This window comes from Streptomyces sp. NPDC001093 (assembly GCF_040298985.1).
Classification (GTDB): domain Bacteria; phylum Actinomycetota; class Actinomycetes; order Streptomycetales; family Streptomycetaceae; genus Streptomyces.
Genome location: NZ_JBEPBF010000059.1, coordinates 19,518 through 36,123, shown reverse-complemented (window position 1 = coordinate 36,123; position 16,606 = coordinate 19,518). Strand labels below are relative to the sequence as shown.

At 71.2% G+C, this 16,606-nt stretch carries 15 protein-coding genes; 6 read left to right on the top strand and 9 right to left on the bottom strand.

What is annotated here, in order from left to right; translation table 11 throughout:
* Positions 1-86: 86 nt before the first annotated feature.
* The 5 genes from ABT288_RS26750 to ABT288_RS26730 all read left to right on the top strand — a co-directional run bounded on the left by ABT288_RS26750 (position 87) and on the right by ABT288_RS26730 (position 5,334).
* Complete coding sequence (locus tag ABT288_RS26750; RefSeq protein ID WP_351612585.1) at positions 87-1,187, top strand: phenylacetate--CoA ligase family protein; 1,101 nt, start codon at positions 87-89, stop codon at positions 1,185-1,187.
* Positions 1,187-2,572, top strand: coding sequence for an aldehyde dehydrogenase family protein (locus ABT288_RS26745; RefSeq protein ID WP_351612583.1), 1,386 nt, complete (start codon positions 1,187-1,189; stop codon positions 2,570-2,572). Before ABT288_RS26750 ends, ABT288_RS26745 begins: the two co-directional genes overlap by 1 nt.
* A gap of 175 nt (positions 2,573-2,747) precedes the next feature.
* Complete coding sequence (locus ABT288_RS26740) at positions 2,748-3,764, top strand: Lrp/AsnC family transcriptional regulator (RefSeq protein ID WP_351612580.1); 1,017 nt, start codon at positions 2,748-2,750, stop codon at positions 3,762-3,764.
* 171 nt (positions 3,765-3,935) lie between these two features.
* Positions 3,936-4,676, top strand: coding sequence for a hypothetical protein (locus tag ABT288_RS26735; protein ID WP_351612578.1), 741 nt, complete (start codon positions 3,936-3,938; stop codon positions 4,674-4,676).
* Between the two features lie 220 nt (positions 4,677-4,896).
* Positions 4,897-5,334 (top strand): hypothetical protein, encoded by a 438-nt coding sequence (locus ABT288_RS26730; protein WP_351612575.1) that lies wholly within the window; start codon positions 4,897-4,899, stop codon positions 5,332-5,334.
* Positions 5,335-5,371: 37 nt separating this feature from the next.
* Here ABT288_RS26730 and ABT288_RS26725 read toward each other — a convergent pair whose 3' ends face one another.
* The 9 genes from ABT288_RS26725 to ABT288_RS26685 all read right to left on the bottom strand — a co-directional run bounded on the left by ABT288_RS26725 (position 5,372) and on the right by ABT288_RS26685 (position 15,491).
* The gene (locus ABT288_RS26725; RefSeq protein WP_351612573.1) at positions 5,372-6,565 is read right to left on the bottom strand and encodes an MFS transporter; all 1,194 of its coding nucleotides are present in this window, start codon (positions 6,563-6,565) and stop codon (positions 5,372-5,374) included.
* On the bottom strand, positions 6,565-7,068 hold the full coding sequence (locus ABT288_RS26720; RefSeq protein WP_351612570.1) for a GNAT family N-acetyltransferase: 504 nt from the start codon (positions 7,066-7,068) through the stop codon (positions 6,565-6,567). Before ABT288_RS26720 ends, ABT288_RS26725 begins: the two co-directional genes overlap by 1 nt.
* 1 nt (position 7,069) lies before the next feature.
* Positions 7,070-8,356, bottom strand: coding sequence for a type III PLP-dependent enzyme (locus ABT288_RS26715; protein WP_502972825.1), 1,287 nt, complete (start codon positions 8,354-8,356; stop codon positions 7,070-7,072).
* A complete protein-coding gene (locus ABT288_RS26710; RefSeq protein ID WP_351612567.1) occupies positions 8,353-9,642 on the bottom strand; it encodes a DUF6271 family protein in 1,290 nt (429 codons plus the stop codon). Before ABT288_RS26710 ends, ABT288_RS26715 begins: the two co-directional genes overlap by 4 nt.
* Positions 9,639-10,673 (bottom strand): phytanoyl-CoA dioxygenase family protein, encoded by a 1,035-nt coding sequence (locus ABT288_RS26705; protein ID WP_351612565.1) that lies wholly within the window; start codon positions 10,671-10,673, stop codon positions 9,639-9,641. Before ABT288_RS26705 ends, ABT288_RS26710 begins: the two co-directional genes overlap by 4 nt.
* 107 nt (positions 10,674-10,780) lie before the next feature.
* On the bottom strand, positions 10,781-12,292 hold the full coding sequence (locus ABT288_RS26700) for a glycoside hydrolase family 3 protein (RefSeq protein WP_351612562.1): 1,512 nt from the start codon (positions 12,290-12,292) through the stop codon (positions 10,781-10,783).
* Between the two features lie 8 nt (positions 12,293-12,300).
* A complete protein-coding gene (locus ABT288_RS26695) occupies positions 12,301-13,131 on the bottom strand; it encodes a carbohydrate ABC transporter permease (protein ID WP_351612559.1) in 831 nt (276 codons plus the stop codon).
* Complete coding sequence (locus ABT288_RS26690) at positions 13,128-14,126, bottom strand: carbohydrate ABC transporter permease (protein ID WP_351612556.1); 999 nt, start codon at positions 14,124-14,126, stop codon at positions 13,128-13,130. The genes ABT288_RS26695 and ABT288_RS26690 overlap by 4 nt, the downstream gene beginning before the upstream one ends.
* An 84-nt stretch (positions 14,127-14,210) precedes the next feature.
* Positions 14,211-15,491 carry an extracellular solute-binding protein gene (locus ABT288_RS26685; protein WP_351612554.1) on the bottom strand — a complete coding sequence of 427 codons (1,281 nt, stop codon included), beginning with the start codon at positions 15,489-15,491 and terminating at the stop codon, positions 14,211-14,213.
* Positions 15,492-15,814: 323 nt separating this feature from the next.
* On the opposite strand from ABT288_RS26685, the gene ABT288_RS26680 reads away from it, so the two are divergent.
* A complete protein-coding gene (locus tag ABT288_RS26680; RefSeq protein ID WP_351612551.1) occupies positions 15,815-16,582 on the top strand; it encodes a GntR family transcriptional regulator in 768 nt (255 codons plus the stop codon).
* Positions 16,583-16,606: the final 24 nt, after the last annotated feature.

Sequence of the window (16,606 nt, the reverse complement as noted above, 5' to 3'; positions counted from 1 at the left end):
CGTCCACAACTCCGGTGCGCCGACGGAGGTACCGCATCTCCGCCGGGCAGTCCCCACCTCACCTCATACGCCCAGAAGGAGTTCCCGTGCCGCGAGCCACCACACAGGTCCTCGACCTTCCCCTCGATGTGCGTCCCGAGCCGGACGACCTGATCCAGGCCGCCATGGAGTGGCACTTCAACCCCGATACGGGCTCGCGGTTCTGGCTGGAGCGAGCCAAGACCCTGCCCTTCGACCCCCGCAGTGAGATCCGTACCCACGAAGATCTCAGGCTCTTCCCCAACGTGGCGGCCGAACTGCGCTCCGTCCGCGCCGAGGACCTGATCCCCCGCGGCTACGGCCGGCACCCCGACGTGATCGGGGTGTTCGAGAGCGGTGGGACCACGGGGGAGCCCAAGCGGGTCGTCCTGCTGCGGGACTGGCTGGAGCGCATGGTCCACTGGAGCAACGCCAACCTCGACGCCCACGGCTTCCCCGCCGGCGCCGACTGGCTCGGCCTGGTCCCGACGGGCCCGCACATCGTGGGTGAATACTTCCGCAGGTCCGCGACCAGCCACGGCCGCCGCGGCTTCACCGTCGATCTCGACCCCCGATGGGTGAAGAAACTGATCTCCGGCGGTCAGTGGGACCAAGCCGCCGCCTACACCGAACACCTCATCGACCAGGCCGCGTTCGTGCTGCGCACACAGGACATCGGCGTCCTGACCATCACGCCCCCGCTGCTGGAGCGCCTCGCCCTGCGCGACGACCTGGCCGAGCTGGTCAAGGAGAAGGTCCGGGCGATCCGCTGGGGCGGCACCCAGCTGGATCCCGACTCCCGCTACCTCTACAAGACCGAGGTCTTCCCCGGGACGGTCCTGTGCGGGAACTACGGCAGCACCATGATCCTGGGGTTCGCCGGTGAGCGCCCGGACCTCCCGGAGGACGCCGGCTGCGTCTTCGACTCCTGCAGCCCCTACGTGACGTTCTCGGTCGTCGATCCGGAGACGCTCATACCGGTCGCGTACGGCGATCGCGGCCGCGTCCTGGTCAACCACGTCAGCAAGTCGTTCTTCCTGCCCAACAACCTGGAGCGGGATGTCGCAACCCGGATCGAGCCCCTGGCCGGTCAGGTCGGTGACGCGGTGGCGGACATCGCTCCGGTGGCGACCTTCGAGAACGAGACCGTGATCGAAGGGGTCTACTGATGGCGCACTCCGACGCCGGTGCGGTGCAGCTCGACGCCCTCGGGCCGCAGGGCGCGTTCAGGTCCCGCAGCCGTACGGCCGTGCACGACGTCGCGGGCCGGCAGGTCGCCGAACTGAGCCTGGTCCCCTCCCTGTTCGTCGACCGCACGATGAAGTCGCTGCACCGGGCTTCCACTCCTCCCGTCGACGAGCGGATCGGGATGATCAGCCACGCTGCCGAGCTCTTCGCGACCGCCACGCTGCGTGACCAGTCGGTCCAGGAGTACGAGTACCAGGTCAGTCGCGTCGGCGGGATACCGGTCTCCGTGGTGCGGTCGACCACGCGGGCCATCGCGGCCCGGATGAGGCAGGCCCACCACAGCGTGGAGTGCGCCCGGCCGACCGGAGCGGTGAGGCGTTGGGACGACCCGCTGACCCGCACCGGCCGCGCGGTGTGGACCCGGCGCGGGAACGTCTTCGCCGTGCACGCCGCCGGCAACCACCCCGGGCCGCACAGCCTCTGGCCGGAGGCGCTCGCGCTGGGCTACCGCGTCGCCGTCCGGCCCTCCCGGCGCGAGCCGTTCACGCCGCACCGACTGGTCACCGCACTGCGCGACGCCGGCTTCGGCAACGACCAGGTGACACTGCTGCCGACCGACCACGCCACCGCGGACGTCCTGCTGCGGGGCGCGGACCTCGGGCTGGTCTACGGCGGCGACGACGTGGTGCGCAAGTACGCCGCCGCCCCCTCGATCCTCCCGCAGGGTCCTGGCCGCTCGAAGATTCTCCTGACCGAGGAGATGGACTGGCGGGATCATCTCGACACGATCGTCGACTCGGTGAGCGGCAAGGGCGGCACGGGCTGCGTCAACACCACCGCCGTCTTCGTGGAAGGCGACCCGGCCCCGCTCTGCGAAGCGCTCGCCGAGCGCCATTCCTCGGTGCCCAGCCTGCCTCCCGAGGATCCCCGGGCGGTCTTCCCCGTCCAACCGCTCGCGACGGCCAAGGCGTTCGAGGCGCACCTGCTCGACAAGGCCTCGGGAGCAAGGCCCTGGCTCGGCGGCGACGGCGTCATCGACGAACTGGGCGACGGCAGCGCCGTACTGCGCCCCGCCGTCTTCCAGCTCGACCGGCCCGATGCGCCGCAGTCTTCCGTCGAGCTTCCCTTTCCTTGCGTCTGGGTCGCTCCGTGGACGCGTGAAGCAGGCATCGCGCCGCTGAGGAACAGCCTCGTCCTGACAGCGCTCACCCACGATGCCCACCTCGTCGGACAGCTGCTGGAAGATCCGTCCATCAGCAATGTCTACGTAGGAGATCACCCGACGCACCGGATGGAGTCCGGCATGCCGCATGACGGCTATCTCGCCGAGTTCCTGATGCGCTGCAAGTCGGTGATCAGGGACTGACCGGTGACCGTGGCGGCGAACGCTCGCCGCCACGGTCGACGGCGAGGGACTCCTCCCCTTCGACCTCCGGGCCGCCGGACCCGGGTCCAGACCGAGCGGAGCACCGGCGTGTGCAGGCATCGCCTCCGGCGACTCGCCGCGGCCTGCCACGCGGTGCGTGAAGGATGGTGTGCGAATGCTCGACGACCTCGATCGCGCCTTGATCCATGCGCTGCACATCGACGGACGTGCCCCCTTCACACAGATAGCCCACGTACTGTCGGTCTCCCCGCAGACGGTCTCCCGTCGTTACGACAGGCTGCGCGAGCACGCCGCGCTCCGCGTCGTCGGGTTGCCCGACCCGCACCTGACGGGCCATGAGCAGTGGCTGCTGCGGCTGACCGCCGCCCCCGAGACCGCACTGGATCTCGCCCACGCCCTCGTCCGGCGCCAGGACACCTCGTGGGTCTATCTCACCGGTGGCGGCACCGAGATCGTCGCGGTGCTCGAAACACCACTCGGTACGGCGCACGGCCACTCCCTGCTCCTGCACGAGCTGCCCCCCAGCATCGGGCTCACCGCCGTGTCCGCCCACCATCTGCTGCACACCTATGTCGGCTGGCGTACCCCTTGGCGCATGAGCGCCAACGCCCTCAAACCACGACAGCAACGCCTGTTGGCCGACGCGAAACGCACCGACTGCAACGAACCCCCCTCCCTGGACCGGGACCGGGATCGGCAGGTGAGGCTCTCCCCCGCGGACCACGCCTTGATGGAAGCCCTGCGACAGGACGGCCGAACAGGGGTCGGCGACCTCGCCGCCACCACGGGCTGGTCGCCCGCGACGGTGTCGCGCCGGCTGGACAGCCTGCGCGACTGCGGAGCGATCTTCTTCGATGTGGAGCTCGATCCCGCGCTCCTGGGGGGCATCGCCAAGGTCCTGCTGTGGATGGCAGTCGCTCCCGCCCATCTCGATGAGGTGGCCACGACGTTGGCGCGCCATGAGGAACTCGCCTTCGTGGCCCACACCACCGGTCCCACCAACCTCGTGGCTCACGCCCTGTGCAGGGACACCGCAGCGCTGTACCACTACCTCACCCAGGGACTGGGCTCGGTGAAGGCGATCCGTAGCCTGGAGACGGCACCTGTGCTGCGCACCCTCAAGGCCGTCGGCACCCTCGCGTCCACGCCCGCGTCATCCCACCGCGGATAGGAGACCGAAGTCCTCGGCATGATGGAGAACCGCCGCTGTCCGGAGATCCTGTCCGTCCGCCGGCCTTCGGTGCCGCGGCGGTTGCGCTTCCATGGATACAGCGTGAGCCGAGGCGGTGTCGCGAAGGGCGGGGAAACGCTGAATGCCGGACGACTCGTTGTTCGCACTGGCGTGTGTGCCCGGGCGGCGCGTCTTCTCGGTGAGGGCGACCAGCAGCGCAAGCGCGCGCAGCGGGAGCGGCTGGAGCGCACCCTGACCACGCTGCTCGGGGCGCCCGGCGACGAGCGGCTGCGCGTCCGGGCGGAGGCGGCCTGGCAGACCCGCTTCGAGGATCTGCTGGAGGACGCCGAGCGGTCCGGTCGTCAGGTGCAACTCGCGGCTGAGTCACGTCAGTTGGTGTCGGTGTGCGCGGGCGCGTACGCGATGGCGAAGCCGGTCGGTGCGAGCGCGGGGAACCTCACCTCCCCCGGGCCGTCCGTCGCGCCGCCGCCCGGCGCCGCCCTCCCTGCGCCCGTCCCGCTGTCAGCGCCTGCCCCGCCGACCGCCGTTCCGCCCATCCCGCCCGGCAAGACACAACTGGCCGCGCACTTCGTGCGGTGCGTCCGGCATGAGGGGACCGTCGACCTGGTGGTGTGGGTGACCGTCGCCTCCCGCGGCGCGGTCGTCTGCGACTTCGCGGCGGCCGCCGGAGCCGACCCCGGGCAGCCGGAGCACGGCGCACAGGCCTTCCTGGCCTGGCTGCGGGCGACCGGCCGGCGCTGGCTGGTGGTGCTCGACGGGCTGACCGACCCGGCGGAACTGCACGGTCTGTGGCCGCCGGAGCGGCCGGGTGCTGGTCACCGCCCGGCCCGGGGTCCCACTCCCCCTCGCTGGGCGGCTACCGCCGTATCCGCGACCGGGCCCATGCGATGAGCGCGGCGGGCCGGGGGGCAGGCTCCGCATGTGCTGGCCCATCTGCTCGGCTATCTCGACGCGGCACGCCCGGATCCCGCCTCACCGGCGGTGCTCGCCAACCGCAACGGGCGGTATCTGCACCTGTTGGCACTCCTTCGGGGGGCGTTTCCTGTGCGAGGCGGTGCAGTGGGCGGCGTCTCCCGGCGGGCCGCGGGTGCTGGGCTGGAGTTCGCCCCGGGTGCCCGGCCGGCCCTTCACCGCCTACAGCATGCTGGTCTTCCGGATGGCGGCACCGCGCGACGCCTTCGACCGCCCTTTCCCCTCGCTGTTCCCCTCCGCCGGCCGGCCGGGCGCCCCGCTGCGCGGCCCGCTGGTGCTCACCCACTCCCGCTGGGACCGGGCGACGGGGTTCTGGCATCTGCGCGCGGAGGGCGCGGCCGGCATCGGCCACTCGGGGGCGGGCGTGGCCCCGGTCCCCCAGTTCCACGTCCGGCTGCTCGACGTGGGCGAGCGGTACCCGGCGGTCGCCCTGGACCACCGACTGGTCGACGTGGACGCCAGCCGCCTCTTCCGCGGCGGCGTCCGGACCCGGATGGCCCCGGCCGGAGCCCACTCCGACTTCGCCCGCCCCGAGTCCGCGCACCTCATGCTGAGCCCGGCCGCGATGTCCAGGTGACCTGACCTGCTGTGATGTGCCGCCGGTGGGCGGCTCCCTAGGCGTTCTCAGGTGCCGGAAGCGGAGTCCCGGCCGTGGGTGCCGGGGTGCGGTCGGGCCAGCGGATCCGGAACGCGGTCAGCGTCACGATCAGGGCCGACGCGGCGACGGTCGCCATGCCGAGGGTGAGGCTCGTGGTGCTCGCGACGAGGCCGATCAGTGCCGGGCCGGCCAGCAGCCCAGTGGTGCCCATCGCGGCGACCAGGGCCAGGGCGTCGGAGCCGTGACCGGCGGCCGCGACGTAGACGCACGGGGTGACGGCGGCCGCGCCGAGGCCGACGCAGGCGAAGCCGAGGAGGGTCGGGACCAGCCCGCCGGTGAGCAGGGCGAGGGCGAGGCCGGTGGCGGCGACCGCGCTGCCGGCCCGCACCACCCGGCCGTCGCCCCAGCGACCGCGCCAGCGGTCCGCGCGCAGGCGGGCCAGCAGCATCATCACGGAGACGACCGCGATGCCCAGCGGCGCCACGGACGCCGAGGCCTTGACGACGTCCTTCAGGTAGAGCGTCGACCAGTCGTTCATCGCGCCCTCGGTGATGGTGCCGAAGGCCATGGCGCAGCCCAGGAGCAGGGTCGTCCAGGAGGGCAGGGCAGGGCGGCGGCTCCGCTTCGGCCCGCCCGGCGTGCCCGGTTCCGTACGGGTGAGCAGCCCGGAGCGGGCGCCGGCGAGCAGGAGCAGCAACAGGGCTCCGGCCACGGTGAAATGGGCCGGCACCGACCCGGTCAGCGTGGTCACGCCCGAGGTCAGCAGGGCGGCGGCGAGCAGACCGGCGCTGAACGTGGCGTGCAGCTGGGACATGGCGGTGCGGTCGTAGGCCTTCTCCAGCGCGGCGCCCTGGGCGTTCATGGCGACGTTGAGGCAGCCGACCGCGACTCCGTCGGCGCAGACGGCCAGGAGCGCGAGCGGGTAGTTCGGTACGGCGGACAGGGCGGCCAGTACGGCCACCAGGCACACGGCGGAGGCCAGGGACAGCCGCCGGGAGCCGAGGCGGCGCATCAGGAGGGCGACCAGCGGGAAGGAGGCCGCCGCACCGGCCCCGCAGACCATCAGCAGCAGGCCCACCTCCCCGGCGCCCAGGTCCAGCCGGGTCTTGAGCGCGGGAAGCCGGGAGACCCAGGTGCCGTACTGGAAGCCGAGGAAGCAGAACAGCGCCGCGATGGACCACTTGGCGCGCTGGAAGGAGGGAGCGGGCATCAGCTCGCCCTCCGCACGGCGGCGACCTGCGCCGACATGTACACCGCGCCGCTGCCGTACCCGGCCGGGACGTGCGCCTCGCGGTGGGCGCGGTAGCCGTTGGCCCGCCAGAAGGGTTCCTTGCCGGCGACCGCGATCAGGGACATCGTCTCGAAACCGCGGGCGCGGGCGACGCCCGTCAGGTGGCGGGCCATACGGCTGCCGAGCCCCCTGCGGCGCAGGGGCGCGGTGATGACGAGGTCGTGCAGGTGCAGGTTGGTGGAGCAGTGGGCCGCCCGCTCGGCGCGGGTCAGGTCGGGGCAGCGGAACCTCGGGTACGGCAGGGCCAGGGCATAGCCCGCGATCCGGCCGTCGAGGTCCAGGACGAGGCAGGTGCCCGCCGAGGCCCGGGAGCGCAGCACGGCCTCCCCCTCCGTGAGCGCGGTGTCCGCGTACGCCTCCGCTTCCAGGGCCACGACCGCGGGCCAGTCGGCCTCGGTGACGCCGCGTATCAGGTGTGTCATGTCAGTGGTGTCCTTCCTGGCCCCGGATGCACACGCAGGGCAGCGGGCGGATGCCGTTGAAGCCCTGGGTCGTGTAGCTGGTGGCGTAGGCGCCGGCGGAGAGGATCCAGACCGGGTCGCCGGAGGTGACGGACGCCGGCACGCGCACCGGGTGCCGGCCCTCGCCGTAGGCGTCGTCGCTGTCGCAGGTGGGGCCGGCGACGATCGCGGAGACGTGCTCCTGTGTTCCGAGGTGGCCCGGGAACACCATCCGGTGCGTCAACTGGTCCATCTCATAGAGGCCGTTGAACTTTCCGCAGCTCAGGTAGAGCCAGTGGGCGTCGGTGCCGTCCGGCTGCCTGCGGCGGGTCAGCCGGGAGACGTGGGCCCGGACCGCACCGTGGTCGGCGACCAGGTGGCGGCCCGGTTCCATCACGAAGTCGAGCGGAGCGGAGGTGAGGTCGCGCAGCCGGTCCATGCCCTCGCGGAGCACGGCGAAGATCTTGTCCAGGGGCGGGTCGAGCGGGTTGCCGTGACGGTCCTGGTAGCCCAGCGCGGGCAGACCGCCGCCGAGGTTGACGTGGTCGGGTACGATCCCCCGCCCGGCCAGCGCCGCCAGCGTCCCGGCGAGGGTGTCCAGGGCCTGCTGCCAGGCCTCGCCGGTCATCTGCTGGGAGCCGACGTGCACGGACAGGCCGGCCGGGGTGAGTCCGGCCTCGCGGGCCGTTTCCAGCACGCGGACGGCGTCGTCGGGGGCGCAGCCGAACTTGCGGTTCAGGCCCCACAGCGCGCCCTCCCCGCTGGTGGCGAGGCGGCAGAACACCCGGGCGCGGGGCGCGTGCGCGGCGATGGCGGTGACGTCCTCGATGCTGTCGGTGGCGAAGGTGCGGACACCCAGGCGGTGGGCTTCGGCGATGTCGTGGTCGGACTTGATGGTGTTGCCGTAGTGGATGCGGTGTGGCTGGGCGCCGGCTCGGAGGGCTTGGGTGATTTCGGCGGGGCTTGCTGCGTCGAATCCGGCACCGCGGGCCGTGAGGGTGTGCAGGACCTCGTCGACGGGGCAGGCCTTGAGCGCGAAGCGAATGTGGGTGCCGGGCAACTCGTTGAGCAGGGCGTCGTATTGGTGCTCTATGCCGGTCAGGTCGTAGATGATGCGGTCGGATTCGGCTGCGGCGAGTGCGGTGCCGAGTGCGCCTGCGGAAGTGCCCGGATGTGCCGTCGTGCGAGTGCCGGTCCGCCGTGGTTGATCGCGCCCACGCGGCGGTAGCCGCATATCAGACAGGGCCCCGCGCCCCTTTGGGGCGCTCATGTGCGGGCTGCTTTGATCAGTGCCGGCCAGGCCTCGACCAGGTGTGCGAAGTCCTCCATGTCCGACTCCGCCTCGTCCAACAACCGTTCACGCTCTTCCGCGAGTTGGTCGGCGAACGTCGCGTACCGGCCGCCCAGCTTGCGATAGGCCGTGTCCACCCGGTCCAGTCGCCAGACGTTCTCCGCGCGGTCCAGGTCGGTGCTCTCCCGCAGGAACTCCACGATCCGGTCGGCCCGTACCCGATGCCGCTCGTCCAGCAACCCCACACCTTCGGCGGCCATGCGGTCGTAGACGTGGTGGAAGTGGAGCATGGAGAGGAGGAACTTCACGAACCGCCGCTGGTAGGCCGGGAAGCCGGTGTCGGTGCGGCGTTCGGGGGTGTGGAAGTTCTCGATGTGGCGGTTGTGCAGGATGCCGGGCAGAGCGGCGTCGTGGACCACATGGAGGAGGAAGTAGTCGCTGCCGATGGTGTCGGTGGCGGGTGGGAGCGGGATGCGTTCGTAGATCGCGCGGTCGAAGGCGATGTTGCACATGTCGACGCGCATGGGGTCGACCACGGTGAGGGTTGCCCGGTCACCGGTGAAGGGTGCCGTGCCCGCGCCGGTGAAGGACTCCTCCACCAGGTGGCGTTTGCGGTCCTCGGGCCAGTCGCCGGGCGCCCAGAGGCTGACGACGTCGTGGTACACGCCCTCGTCCAGGCGTCGTATCTCCCCGATGTCGACGGAGAGTTCGCCGATGAAGGAGGCGCCCGCCAGTGACACCGGGCGGGCCGGCAGCGCCGGGTCGAGGTCGGTGTGCGGGACGGAGGCCGTGGCCTCGGCGGCGGGACGGCCCAGCCAGGGCAGCTCGTGGTGCACGGGGAACACCGGCTCGCCGCCGTGGAGTTGGTAGGCGCTGTCGGAGTCCCTGCGGTGCAGCGAGTCGCAGCCGAGGGCGGCGGCCAGCAGGAAGGCGCGGTTGGTGCAGGCGCCGTAGGACACGGCGGGCGGGAGCATGAGGTGCAGGAGGCGGTCGACGTCGGGCAGGCCGGCCCGCTCGATGGTCCGGCGCAGGAAGGCCCGCTGCTCGAACTCGCCGAAGTGGTGGACGGTGACGCCGGGTACCGGGTGGAGGCCGGCCACGACCCGGGTGTGCTCGGCGCGGGTGCGGGCGTCGGAGGAGTCGAGGATGAGGAGTTGGACGTCGGCGCCGTGGTGCTGGGCGGCGTAGGCGGCCTCGGCGTGGAGGGCGGTGAGGGTGGCGGAGCAGGCGCGGTTGGTGGGCAGGCAGAGGCAGATCCGGTTCACTGTGCCTCTTCCGCGGCAGCGGCCCAGGAGTCCAGTCCGAGCAGCTTTCTGCCGAGCGGGGTGAGCGTCGCGGGTCCGTAGCGGTCGGCCTCCGGCCGGCGGGCGTCGCCGAGGAGGGTGGCGTTCCAGTCGGGGGTCGCGAGGGTGCGCCAGGAGTGGACGCGGGAGTCGCGCAGGGCGGTGTGCTCCTCCAGGGCGGGCATCATCGACAGGTACTGGACGGCTCGGACAGCGTTGTCAGAGAGGTTCGGTGCGACGCCGTGTGCCAGCAGCCCGTTGAAGATCAGCAGGTCGCCGGCCTGGAGGTCGGGGCGGATCACCGGGAACTCGGCGCGGTCGGTGCCGGGCCGGACCGGGTCGCGGCCGGGCGGCTGGGCCAGGCGCCACTCCTCGAGGCGGCGGAAGAGCTCGGGGGCGCACTGGAAGCCGCCGAGTTCGGGCCGGGTGTCGGTGAGGGCGATGATGCCCTGGACGCGCTGGGGGTGCACGGCGAGGGTGGTGTCGACGTCCCAGTGCAGCTCGATGTCGAAGCCCTCGTCGGTGGGCTCGATCAGGGAACGGGAACGGGTGCGGGTGTTGGGCGGGTTGAGGTTGAGCCGGTCCAGGGTGACCCACAGCTCCTCGCAGTCCCAGACGTCCACGAACGCGTCGTAGACCCGCCGGGTCTGGCGGCTGTCCCAGAGGAGCTGGTGGTGGTAGGCCTCGACGAAGCCGTAGATGAACAGGTGCTGGTCGAGTTCGGAGCGGAACGAGGGTTCCGCGTACCAGGTTTCGGGGTCGTCGGGGTCGAGTCCGGTGAACTCCCAGGCGAAGTCGAGGAGTTGCTTGGCCTCGCCGGGGGTGACGGCCTCGCGTACGACGACGTAGCCGTAGGTCTGCCAGAAGGCGAAGTCCTCCGCGGAGAGCACCCTGAGGGGTTGGGACTTCTCGAGGTGGCGCAGGGGGGCCGGGGCGAGGTAGGTCTCGCCGTCGGCGCTGAAGTAGGGGCGGATGGAGGCCGCCCGGTGGAGGAAGGGGTGGGGCGTCTGCATGCGATTCCTCTGGACAACACGTGCGGACAACAGCGGTGGGGATCCGGGAGAAGAGCACGGTCGACCCGGCCGCCCGCGTCGGCGGGCGGCCGGTGGAGCGAGTGGGTTCAGCCCGCCACGACGGCCTCGGCCGCCGCCACGCCGCAGACCCGGGCGGCGCCGTAGGTGGCGATGTGCAGGGCGCCGCGCGGCGGGGCCTGGGGCAGGCCCATTTCCACGACGACGGTGTCCGGGCGGGCGGCGAGCAGGGTGTCGAGCGCGGAGCGCATCCAGTCGTGCCGGTGTTCGTCGCGGACCACGGCGACGATCCGCCGGCCGTCGGCGGTGGCGAGAGCCGCGCCGCCCGCGTCGTCGCCGGTGAAGGAGGCGGAGGCGGTGCCGGGCAGCAGCCGCTCCAGCTCGGCGGCCACGCCCCACGGGGTCTGGTCGCCGACGGCGATGTTGCGGGCCGGCTCGAACTGGGCGACGTACCCCGGGGCGGGGGCCGGTGCGGCGGCGCCCGCACGGGTCACCGTCAGCGCGCGGCGGGCCGCGACCAGGCCGATCTCCGGGTTCGGCTCGGTGTTCGCCGCGCCGCTGCGGGCCCTGGCCGTCCACCGGGCCAGGTCCCGGACCCGGGCGGCGGCGTCGGCCAGCCGTTCCTCGGGCAGTTCGCCGGAGCGTACGGCGGCCACGAGCGCGTCCCTGAGCCTGAGCACGGTGCCCTCGTCGCACAGCCCGCCGCCGACGCAGATGGCGTCGGCGCCGGCCGCGATCGCCAGGACCACGCCGTGTTCCAGTCCGTAGGTGCCGGAGATCGCGCGCATCTCCATGCCGTCGGTGACGATCAGGCCCTGGTAGCCGAGTTCTTCGCGCAGCAGCTCGGTGAGGATGCGGCGGGAGAGGGTGCCGGGTCGGTCCGGGTCGAGCGCGGGCACGAGGATGTGGGCGCTCATGATGGCGCGGGTACCGGCGGCGATGGCCGCGCGGAAGGGGGGCAGCTCGCGGGCGTGGAGGGTGTCGGCGTCGACGTCGATGCGGGGTACGGCGTGGTGGGAGTCGACGTTGGTGTCGCCGTGGCCCGGGAAGTGCTTGGTGCAGGCGGCGACGCCGGTGGACTGCAGGCCCTCGACCCAGGCGGCGGTGTGCCGGGCCACCAGGTCGGTGCTCGCGCCGAAGGAGCGGACGCCGATGACGGGGTTGTCGGGGTTGGCGTTGACGTCGGCGGACGGCGCCCAGTCGAAGTTGACGCCGCAGGCGGCCAGGCGCCGGCCCAGCTCGCGGGAGACGGACCGGGTGAGACCGGGGTCGTCGACGGCGCCGAGGGCGTGGTTGCCGGGGAAGGAGGAGCCGGTGCGCACGTCGAGGCGGGTGACGTCGCCGCTCTCCTCGTCGATGGCGACCAGCAGGTCGTCGCGTTCGGCTCGCAACTCCTTGGTGAGCGCGGTGACTTGCTCCTCGGTGACGACGTTGCGGCCGAACAGAGCCACGGAAGCGAGCCCTTCACCGAGGCGGCGGCGCACCCAGTCGGGCGCGGTGGTGCCGTCGAACCCCGGCTGCAGCACCGCGAGGGCGTCCCGGGTGAGGGTGTCGCCCGCGGCGGAGCCGCTGTCAGACCCAGTGGTGGCGAGTGTGGTCATCGGCGGGGTCATCCCTTCACGGCGCCGTCGGTCAGGCCGCTGACAGCCTTGCGTTGCAGGAAGATGAAGAGGATCAGGATGGGCAGCGCGAACAGGGTCGAGGCGGCCATCGTGGCGCCCCAGTCGTCACCGAAGGCGGTCTGGAACTGCGACAGCCACAGCGGCAGCGTCTGCTTCTCGATGTCCTTGTTGAGGATCAGGACGAGCGGGTACTCGTTCCAGGCGGTGATGAACCCGAACAGCGAGGTCGCCATCAGACCGGGGGCCAGCAGGGGGAAGATGACCCGGACGAAGGCCTGCGTGCGGGTGCAGCCGTCGACCATGGCCGCCTCCTCCAGGTCCTTCGGTACGGCGGCCACATAACCGCGCAGGGTCAGGACGGTCAGCGGGAGCACCATCATCGTGTAGAAGACGGTGAGCGGGACCAGGCTGTCCAGCATGTCGTTGTCGCGGACGATCATGTAGATGGCGATGATCAGGACCTCCCAGGGGGCCATCTGCGCCAGCATGAACGTCACGATGAGCCCGCGCCGGCCCCTGAACCGCATCCGGGCGAGCGCGAAGGCCGCGAACAGGGCGATGACGAGCGAGAAGACCACCGACAGGACCGTGACGGTGACGGAGTTGACGACCAGGGTCCAGAAGTGGTCGGCGTGGATCGCCTTCTTGAAGTGGCCGAGGGTGACGTTCGTCGGGAACCACACCGGGTTGTCGGAGATGATGTCGCCGGTCGGTTTGAGGGCCGTCGCGAACATCCAGTAGACGGGGAACGCGAAGCCGACGAAGAGGACGACGGCGGTCGCGCCGGGCCAGATACGGCCGATGAGCGAGCGCTTCACAGCTCGTCCTCCTCTTGCTTGAGCACCATGCGCAGGTAGTACGAGGTGATGACGAGCAGTACCAGGATGGTCAGGAAGGAGATCGCCGCGCCGACGCCGAAGTGCTGGTTGCCGACGCCCTCGACGAAGGCGTAGATCGGCAGGGTCTCGGTGAGGCGGTCGGGGCCGCCCTGGTTGATGGCGAAGATCTGGGTGAACGCCTTGAAGACCCAGATGACCTCGAGGAAGGTCGTGGCGTACAGGAAGGGCCGCAGGAAGGGCAGGGTCACCGAGGTGAAGCTCTGCCAGGCGCCGGCGCCGTCCAGGGACGCGGCCTCGTACAGCTCCTTGGGGATCGTGGTGGTGGCGGCGTACAGGTTGATCGCCACGAAGGGGATCGACTGCCACACGATGAGCAGGACGACCACGGAGAAGGTGGAGAACTGGCTGCCCAGCCAGTTGTGGCCGGCCATGGAGTGCCAGCCGAGCTTGTCCAGTGTCCAGTTGACGACGCCGAAGCGCTGGGCGAACAGCCACTGGTAGACGGTGGTGGCGGCGATGGGGGGCATCGCCCAGGCCAGGACGAGGCCCACCATGAGCAGCAGCCGCATCCGCTTGCCGAGCCGGGCCAGCAGCAGTCCGATCAGGGTGCCGAGCACCATGATGAGGACGACGTTGGCGGCGGTGAAGAAGACGGTGCGCTCGACGACGTGCCAGAACTCCGGCTCGGACAGCACCTGCCGGTAGTTGTCGACGCCGTTCCACTCGGTGAGGTGCTGGATGAGCTGCCGCGGGTTGAGGTTCTGGAACGACAGCATGCCGTTCTTGACCAGGGGCCAGCCGAGCAGGACCACGGTGGCCAGCAGCGCGGGCAGCAGGAGGAGGTAGGGGGCGGCGGCACCGCGGCGGGACGGGGACCCGGAGTCACGGTCCGCGCCCCGCGGCGGCCCCGGTATCCGGGCCTTGCGGACAGCGGGCCCACCGGCCGTGTCCGTGCCTTGGGTCTGCACTGACATGTGTTGCCATCTCTTCCGTGGCCGAACCGGCCGTGGGAACGACCGATCCGGGGGCGCCGCCGCGCGGCGCCCCCGGCGTGGTCATCAGTTCTTCTGGGCCAGGCGCTTGTCGATCTCGGCCTCGACGTCCTTGGCGGCCGCAGCCGGAGCCTTACCGTTCAGCACCGCGGTCATGTAGGACTTGATCGGGTTCGGGGTGTTCTCCACCGCGGCCCACTCCGGGATCAGCGGGGTGGTGCCGCCGACCGCGGCGGCGGGCGCGGCGGCCTCGGCGGCACCGTTGCCCTTGAGGTTGCTCTGCAGGGCCGTCTTGTTCGGGATGACGCCGTTGAGCTTGGACAGTTCGCCCTCGTACTGGTCGGACAGGGCGATCTTCAGGAACTCCTTGGCCAGCGACTGCTTCTTGCTGTTCTGGGCGACGGCGAGGTTGGAGCCGCCGAGGAAGACGCCCTCGGGCTTGTCGGCGGTGGCGCCCGGGATGGTGAAGTAGCCGAGGTCCTTCTCGATGGACTTGTTGGCCTGGATGGCGGTGGCGGCCTCCCAGCCCATGCCGATGAACGCGCCGGTCTTGCCCTTGGCGAAGACCGTGGCCTGCTGCGGGGTGGCCTCGTCCTTGTCCTTGGGCGCCTTGGAGTAGGAGGCGTACTGCTTGTAGAGGTCCATGGCCGCGGCGACCTTCGGGTCGGCGAGGTTGGAGACGTACGTGCTGCCCTGCTTCTTCACCAGGTCGCCGCCCTGGCCGATGATCAGGCCGTCGAGGAAGTACCAGTTCTGGCCCGGCAGGTAGAGCGGCTCGGCGTCGGTCTTCTTGCCGATGGTCTGCAGGTCCTTGAAGAACTCGTCGCGGGTCTTCGGGGTGGACGTGATGCCGGCCTTCGCCCAGATGGCCTTGTTGTAGATGACGACGCGGTTGGCGAAGTACCAGGGGGCGGCGTACTGCTTGCCCTGGTACACGGAGGACTGGGAGACCGAGGGCGTCCAGTCGGCACCGATCGACTGCTTGACGTCGCTCAGGTCGGCGAGGCCGCCGGTGGCCGCGTAGGCGGGGGTCTGGGTGTTGCCGACCTCCAGGACGTCCGGCGGGTTGTCCTCGGAGAGGGCGGTGGTGATCTTCTGCTGGATCCCGTCCCACTTCTGGATCTCGAACTTCAGCTTCGCGCCGGTCTTCTTCTCGAACGCGGCCTGGACGTCCTTGCTCCACTGCGGCGGCGCGGAGCCGTCCATGGTCCAGACGGTGAGCGTCTGGCCCTTCCAGCTGCTCGGTCCCGCGTCCTTGCCGCTGTCCTTGCCGCCGTTTCCGCCACACGCCGCAACGGAGACCATCATGCCCGCGATCACGATCGCGGCAGCGAGCTTGCGCTTCACGCCACCCTCCTCAGGGATGCCACTAACCCCCCACGCCCTCGGCGGTGACCTGCGTACGACGCTGTTGCACGTAGGGCTCGGGACCTGGCCACTAATGGTGTAGACCAGTACGGTGGAGCTTGGCCTAGACCTTTCGGGGTGTCAAGGGTGGTCCCGGAAGCCGATTCCGGCCGTTACGAGAACGTCACCGGAGCGCGTCCGTCCGCATCCGTCCGATTCATCCGGGCATCGGTTGGACCGGACCTGGGCGGGCGGGTTGGACTAGACCATAGGGCAGTTGGTCGCTATAACGGGAGACCGTCGACACAGCCGGGAAGGCAGGCATGACCACCGACGTCAGCAGCGCCCAGCCGCACAGGGGGGCGTCCGGCCGCACCGCGCGCGTGCCGAAGTACTACCGGATCAAACAGCAACTGCTCGCCATGGCCGAGGAGTTGCAGCCCGGCTCGGCGATGCCGGCCGAACGGCTGCTCGCCGTGCGGTTCGACACCTCGCGGACCACCATCCGGCAGGCGCTCACGGAACTCGTGGGAGAGGGCCGGCTGGACCGGATCCAGGGCAAGGGCACCTTCGTCTCCCAGCCCAAGCTGTACCGCACGCTCCAACTGACCTCGCACACCGAGGACATGCGCGCCCAGGGCCTGACCCCCGCCTCGCAGGTGCTGGACATCGGGGAGATCCCGGCCGACCAGCGCCTGTCGGAGCTGCTCGGCATCGGCATCGGCGAGCGCGTCCTGCGCATCGAGCGGCTGCGGCTTGCCAGCGGTGATCCCATGGCGATCGAGACGACCCACCTGTCCGCGCGGCGCTTCCCCGGCCTGCGCCGCTCGCTGGCGACCCATCCCTCGCTGTACACGGCGCTCGCCGAGGTGTACGGCGTCCATCTCGCCGAGGCCGACGAGACCATCGAGACCTCGCTGTCCACACCGCGCGAGGCACACCTGCTCGCCACCGACGTGGGGCTGCCGATGCTGCTGCTGTCCCGGCACTCGCGGGACGCGGAGGGCCGGCCGGTGGAGTGGGTGCGCTCGGTGTACCGGGGTTCCCGGTACAAGTTCGTGGCCGCCCTGCGGCGCCCGGCGCGGGGGTGACGTCGCACAGGGCCCGGGTCGGGT

What these genes read in the sequence shown, in the direction of transcription:
- ABT288_RS26745 (WP_351612583.1), top strand. Translation starts at nt 1,187, where the DNA reads ATGGCGCACTCCGACGCCGGTGCGGTGCAGCTCGACGCCCTCGGGCCG.
- ABT288_RS26740 (WP_351612580.1), top strand. Translation starts at nt 2,748, where the DNA reads ATGCTCGACGACCTCGATCGCGCCTTGATCCATGCGCTGCACATCGAC.
- ABT288_RS26725 (WP_351612573.1), bottom strand. Translation starts at nt 6,565, where the DNA reads ATGCCCGCTCCCTCCTTCCAGCGCGCCAAGTGGTCCATCGCGGCGCTG.
- ABT288_RS26720 (WP_351612570.1), bottom strand. Translation starts at nt 7,068, where the DNA reads ATGACACACCTGATACGCGGCGTCACCGAGGCCGACTGGCCCGCGGTC.
- ABT288_RS26715 (WP_502972825.1), bottom strand. Translation starts at nt 8,356, where the DNA reads ATGAGCGCCCCAAAGGGGCGCGGGGCCCTGTCTGATATGCGGCTACCG.
- ABT288_RS26705 (WP_351612565.1), bottom strand. Translation starts at nt 10,673, where the DNA reads ATGCAGACGCCCCACCCCTTCCTCCACCGGGCGGCCTCCATCCGCCCC.
- ABT288_RS26700 (WP_351612562.1), bottom strand. Translation starts at nt 12,292, where the DNA reads ATGACCACACTCGCCACCACTGGGTCTGACAGCGGCTCCGCCGCGGGC.
- ABT288_RS26690 (WP_351612556.1), bottom strand. Translation starts at nt 14,126, where the DNA reads ATGTCAGTGCAGACCCAAGGCACGGACACGGCCGGTGGGCCCGCTGTC.
- ABT288_RS26680 (WP_351612551.1), top strand. Translation starts at nt 15,815, where the DNA reads ATGACCACCGACGTCAGCAGCGCCCAGCCGCACAGGGGGGCGTCCGGC.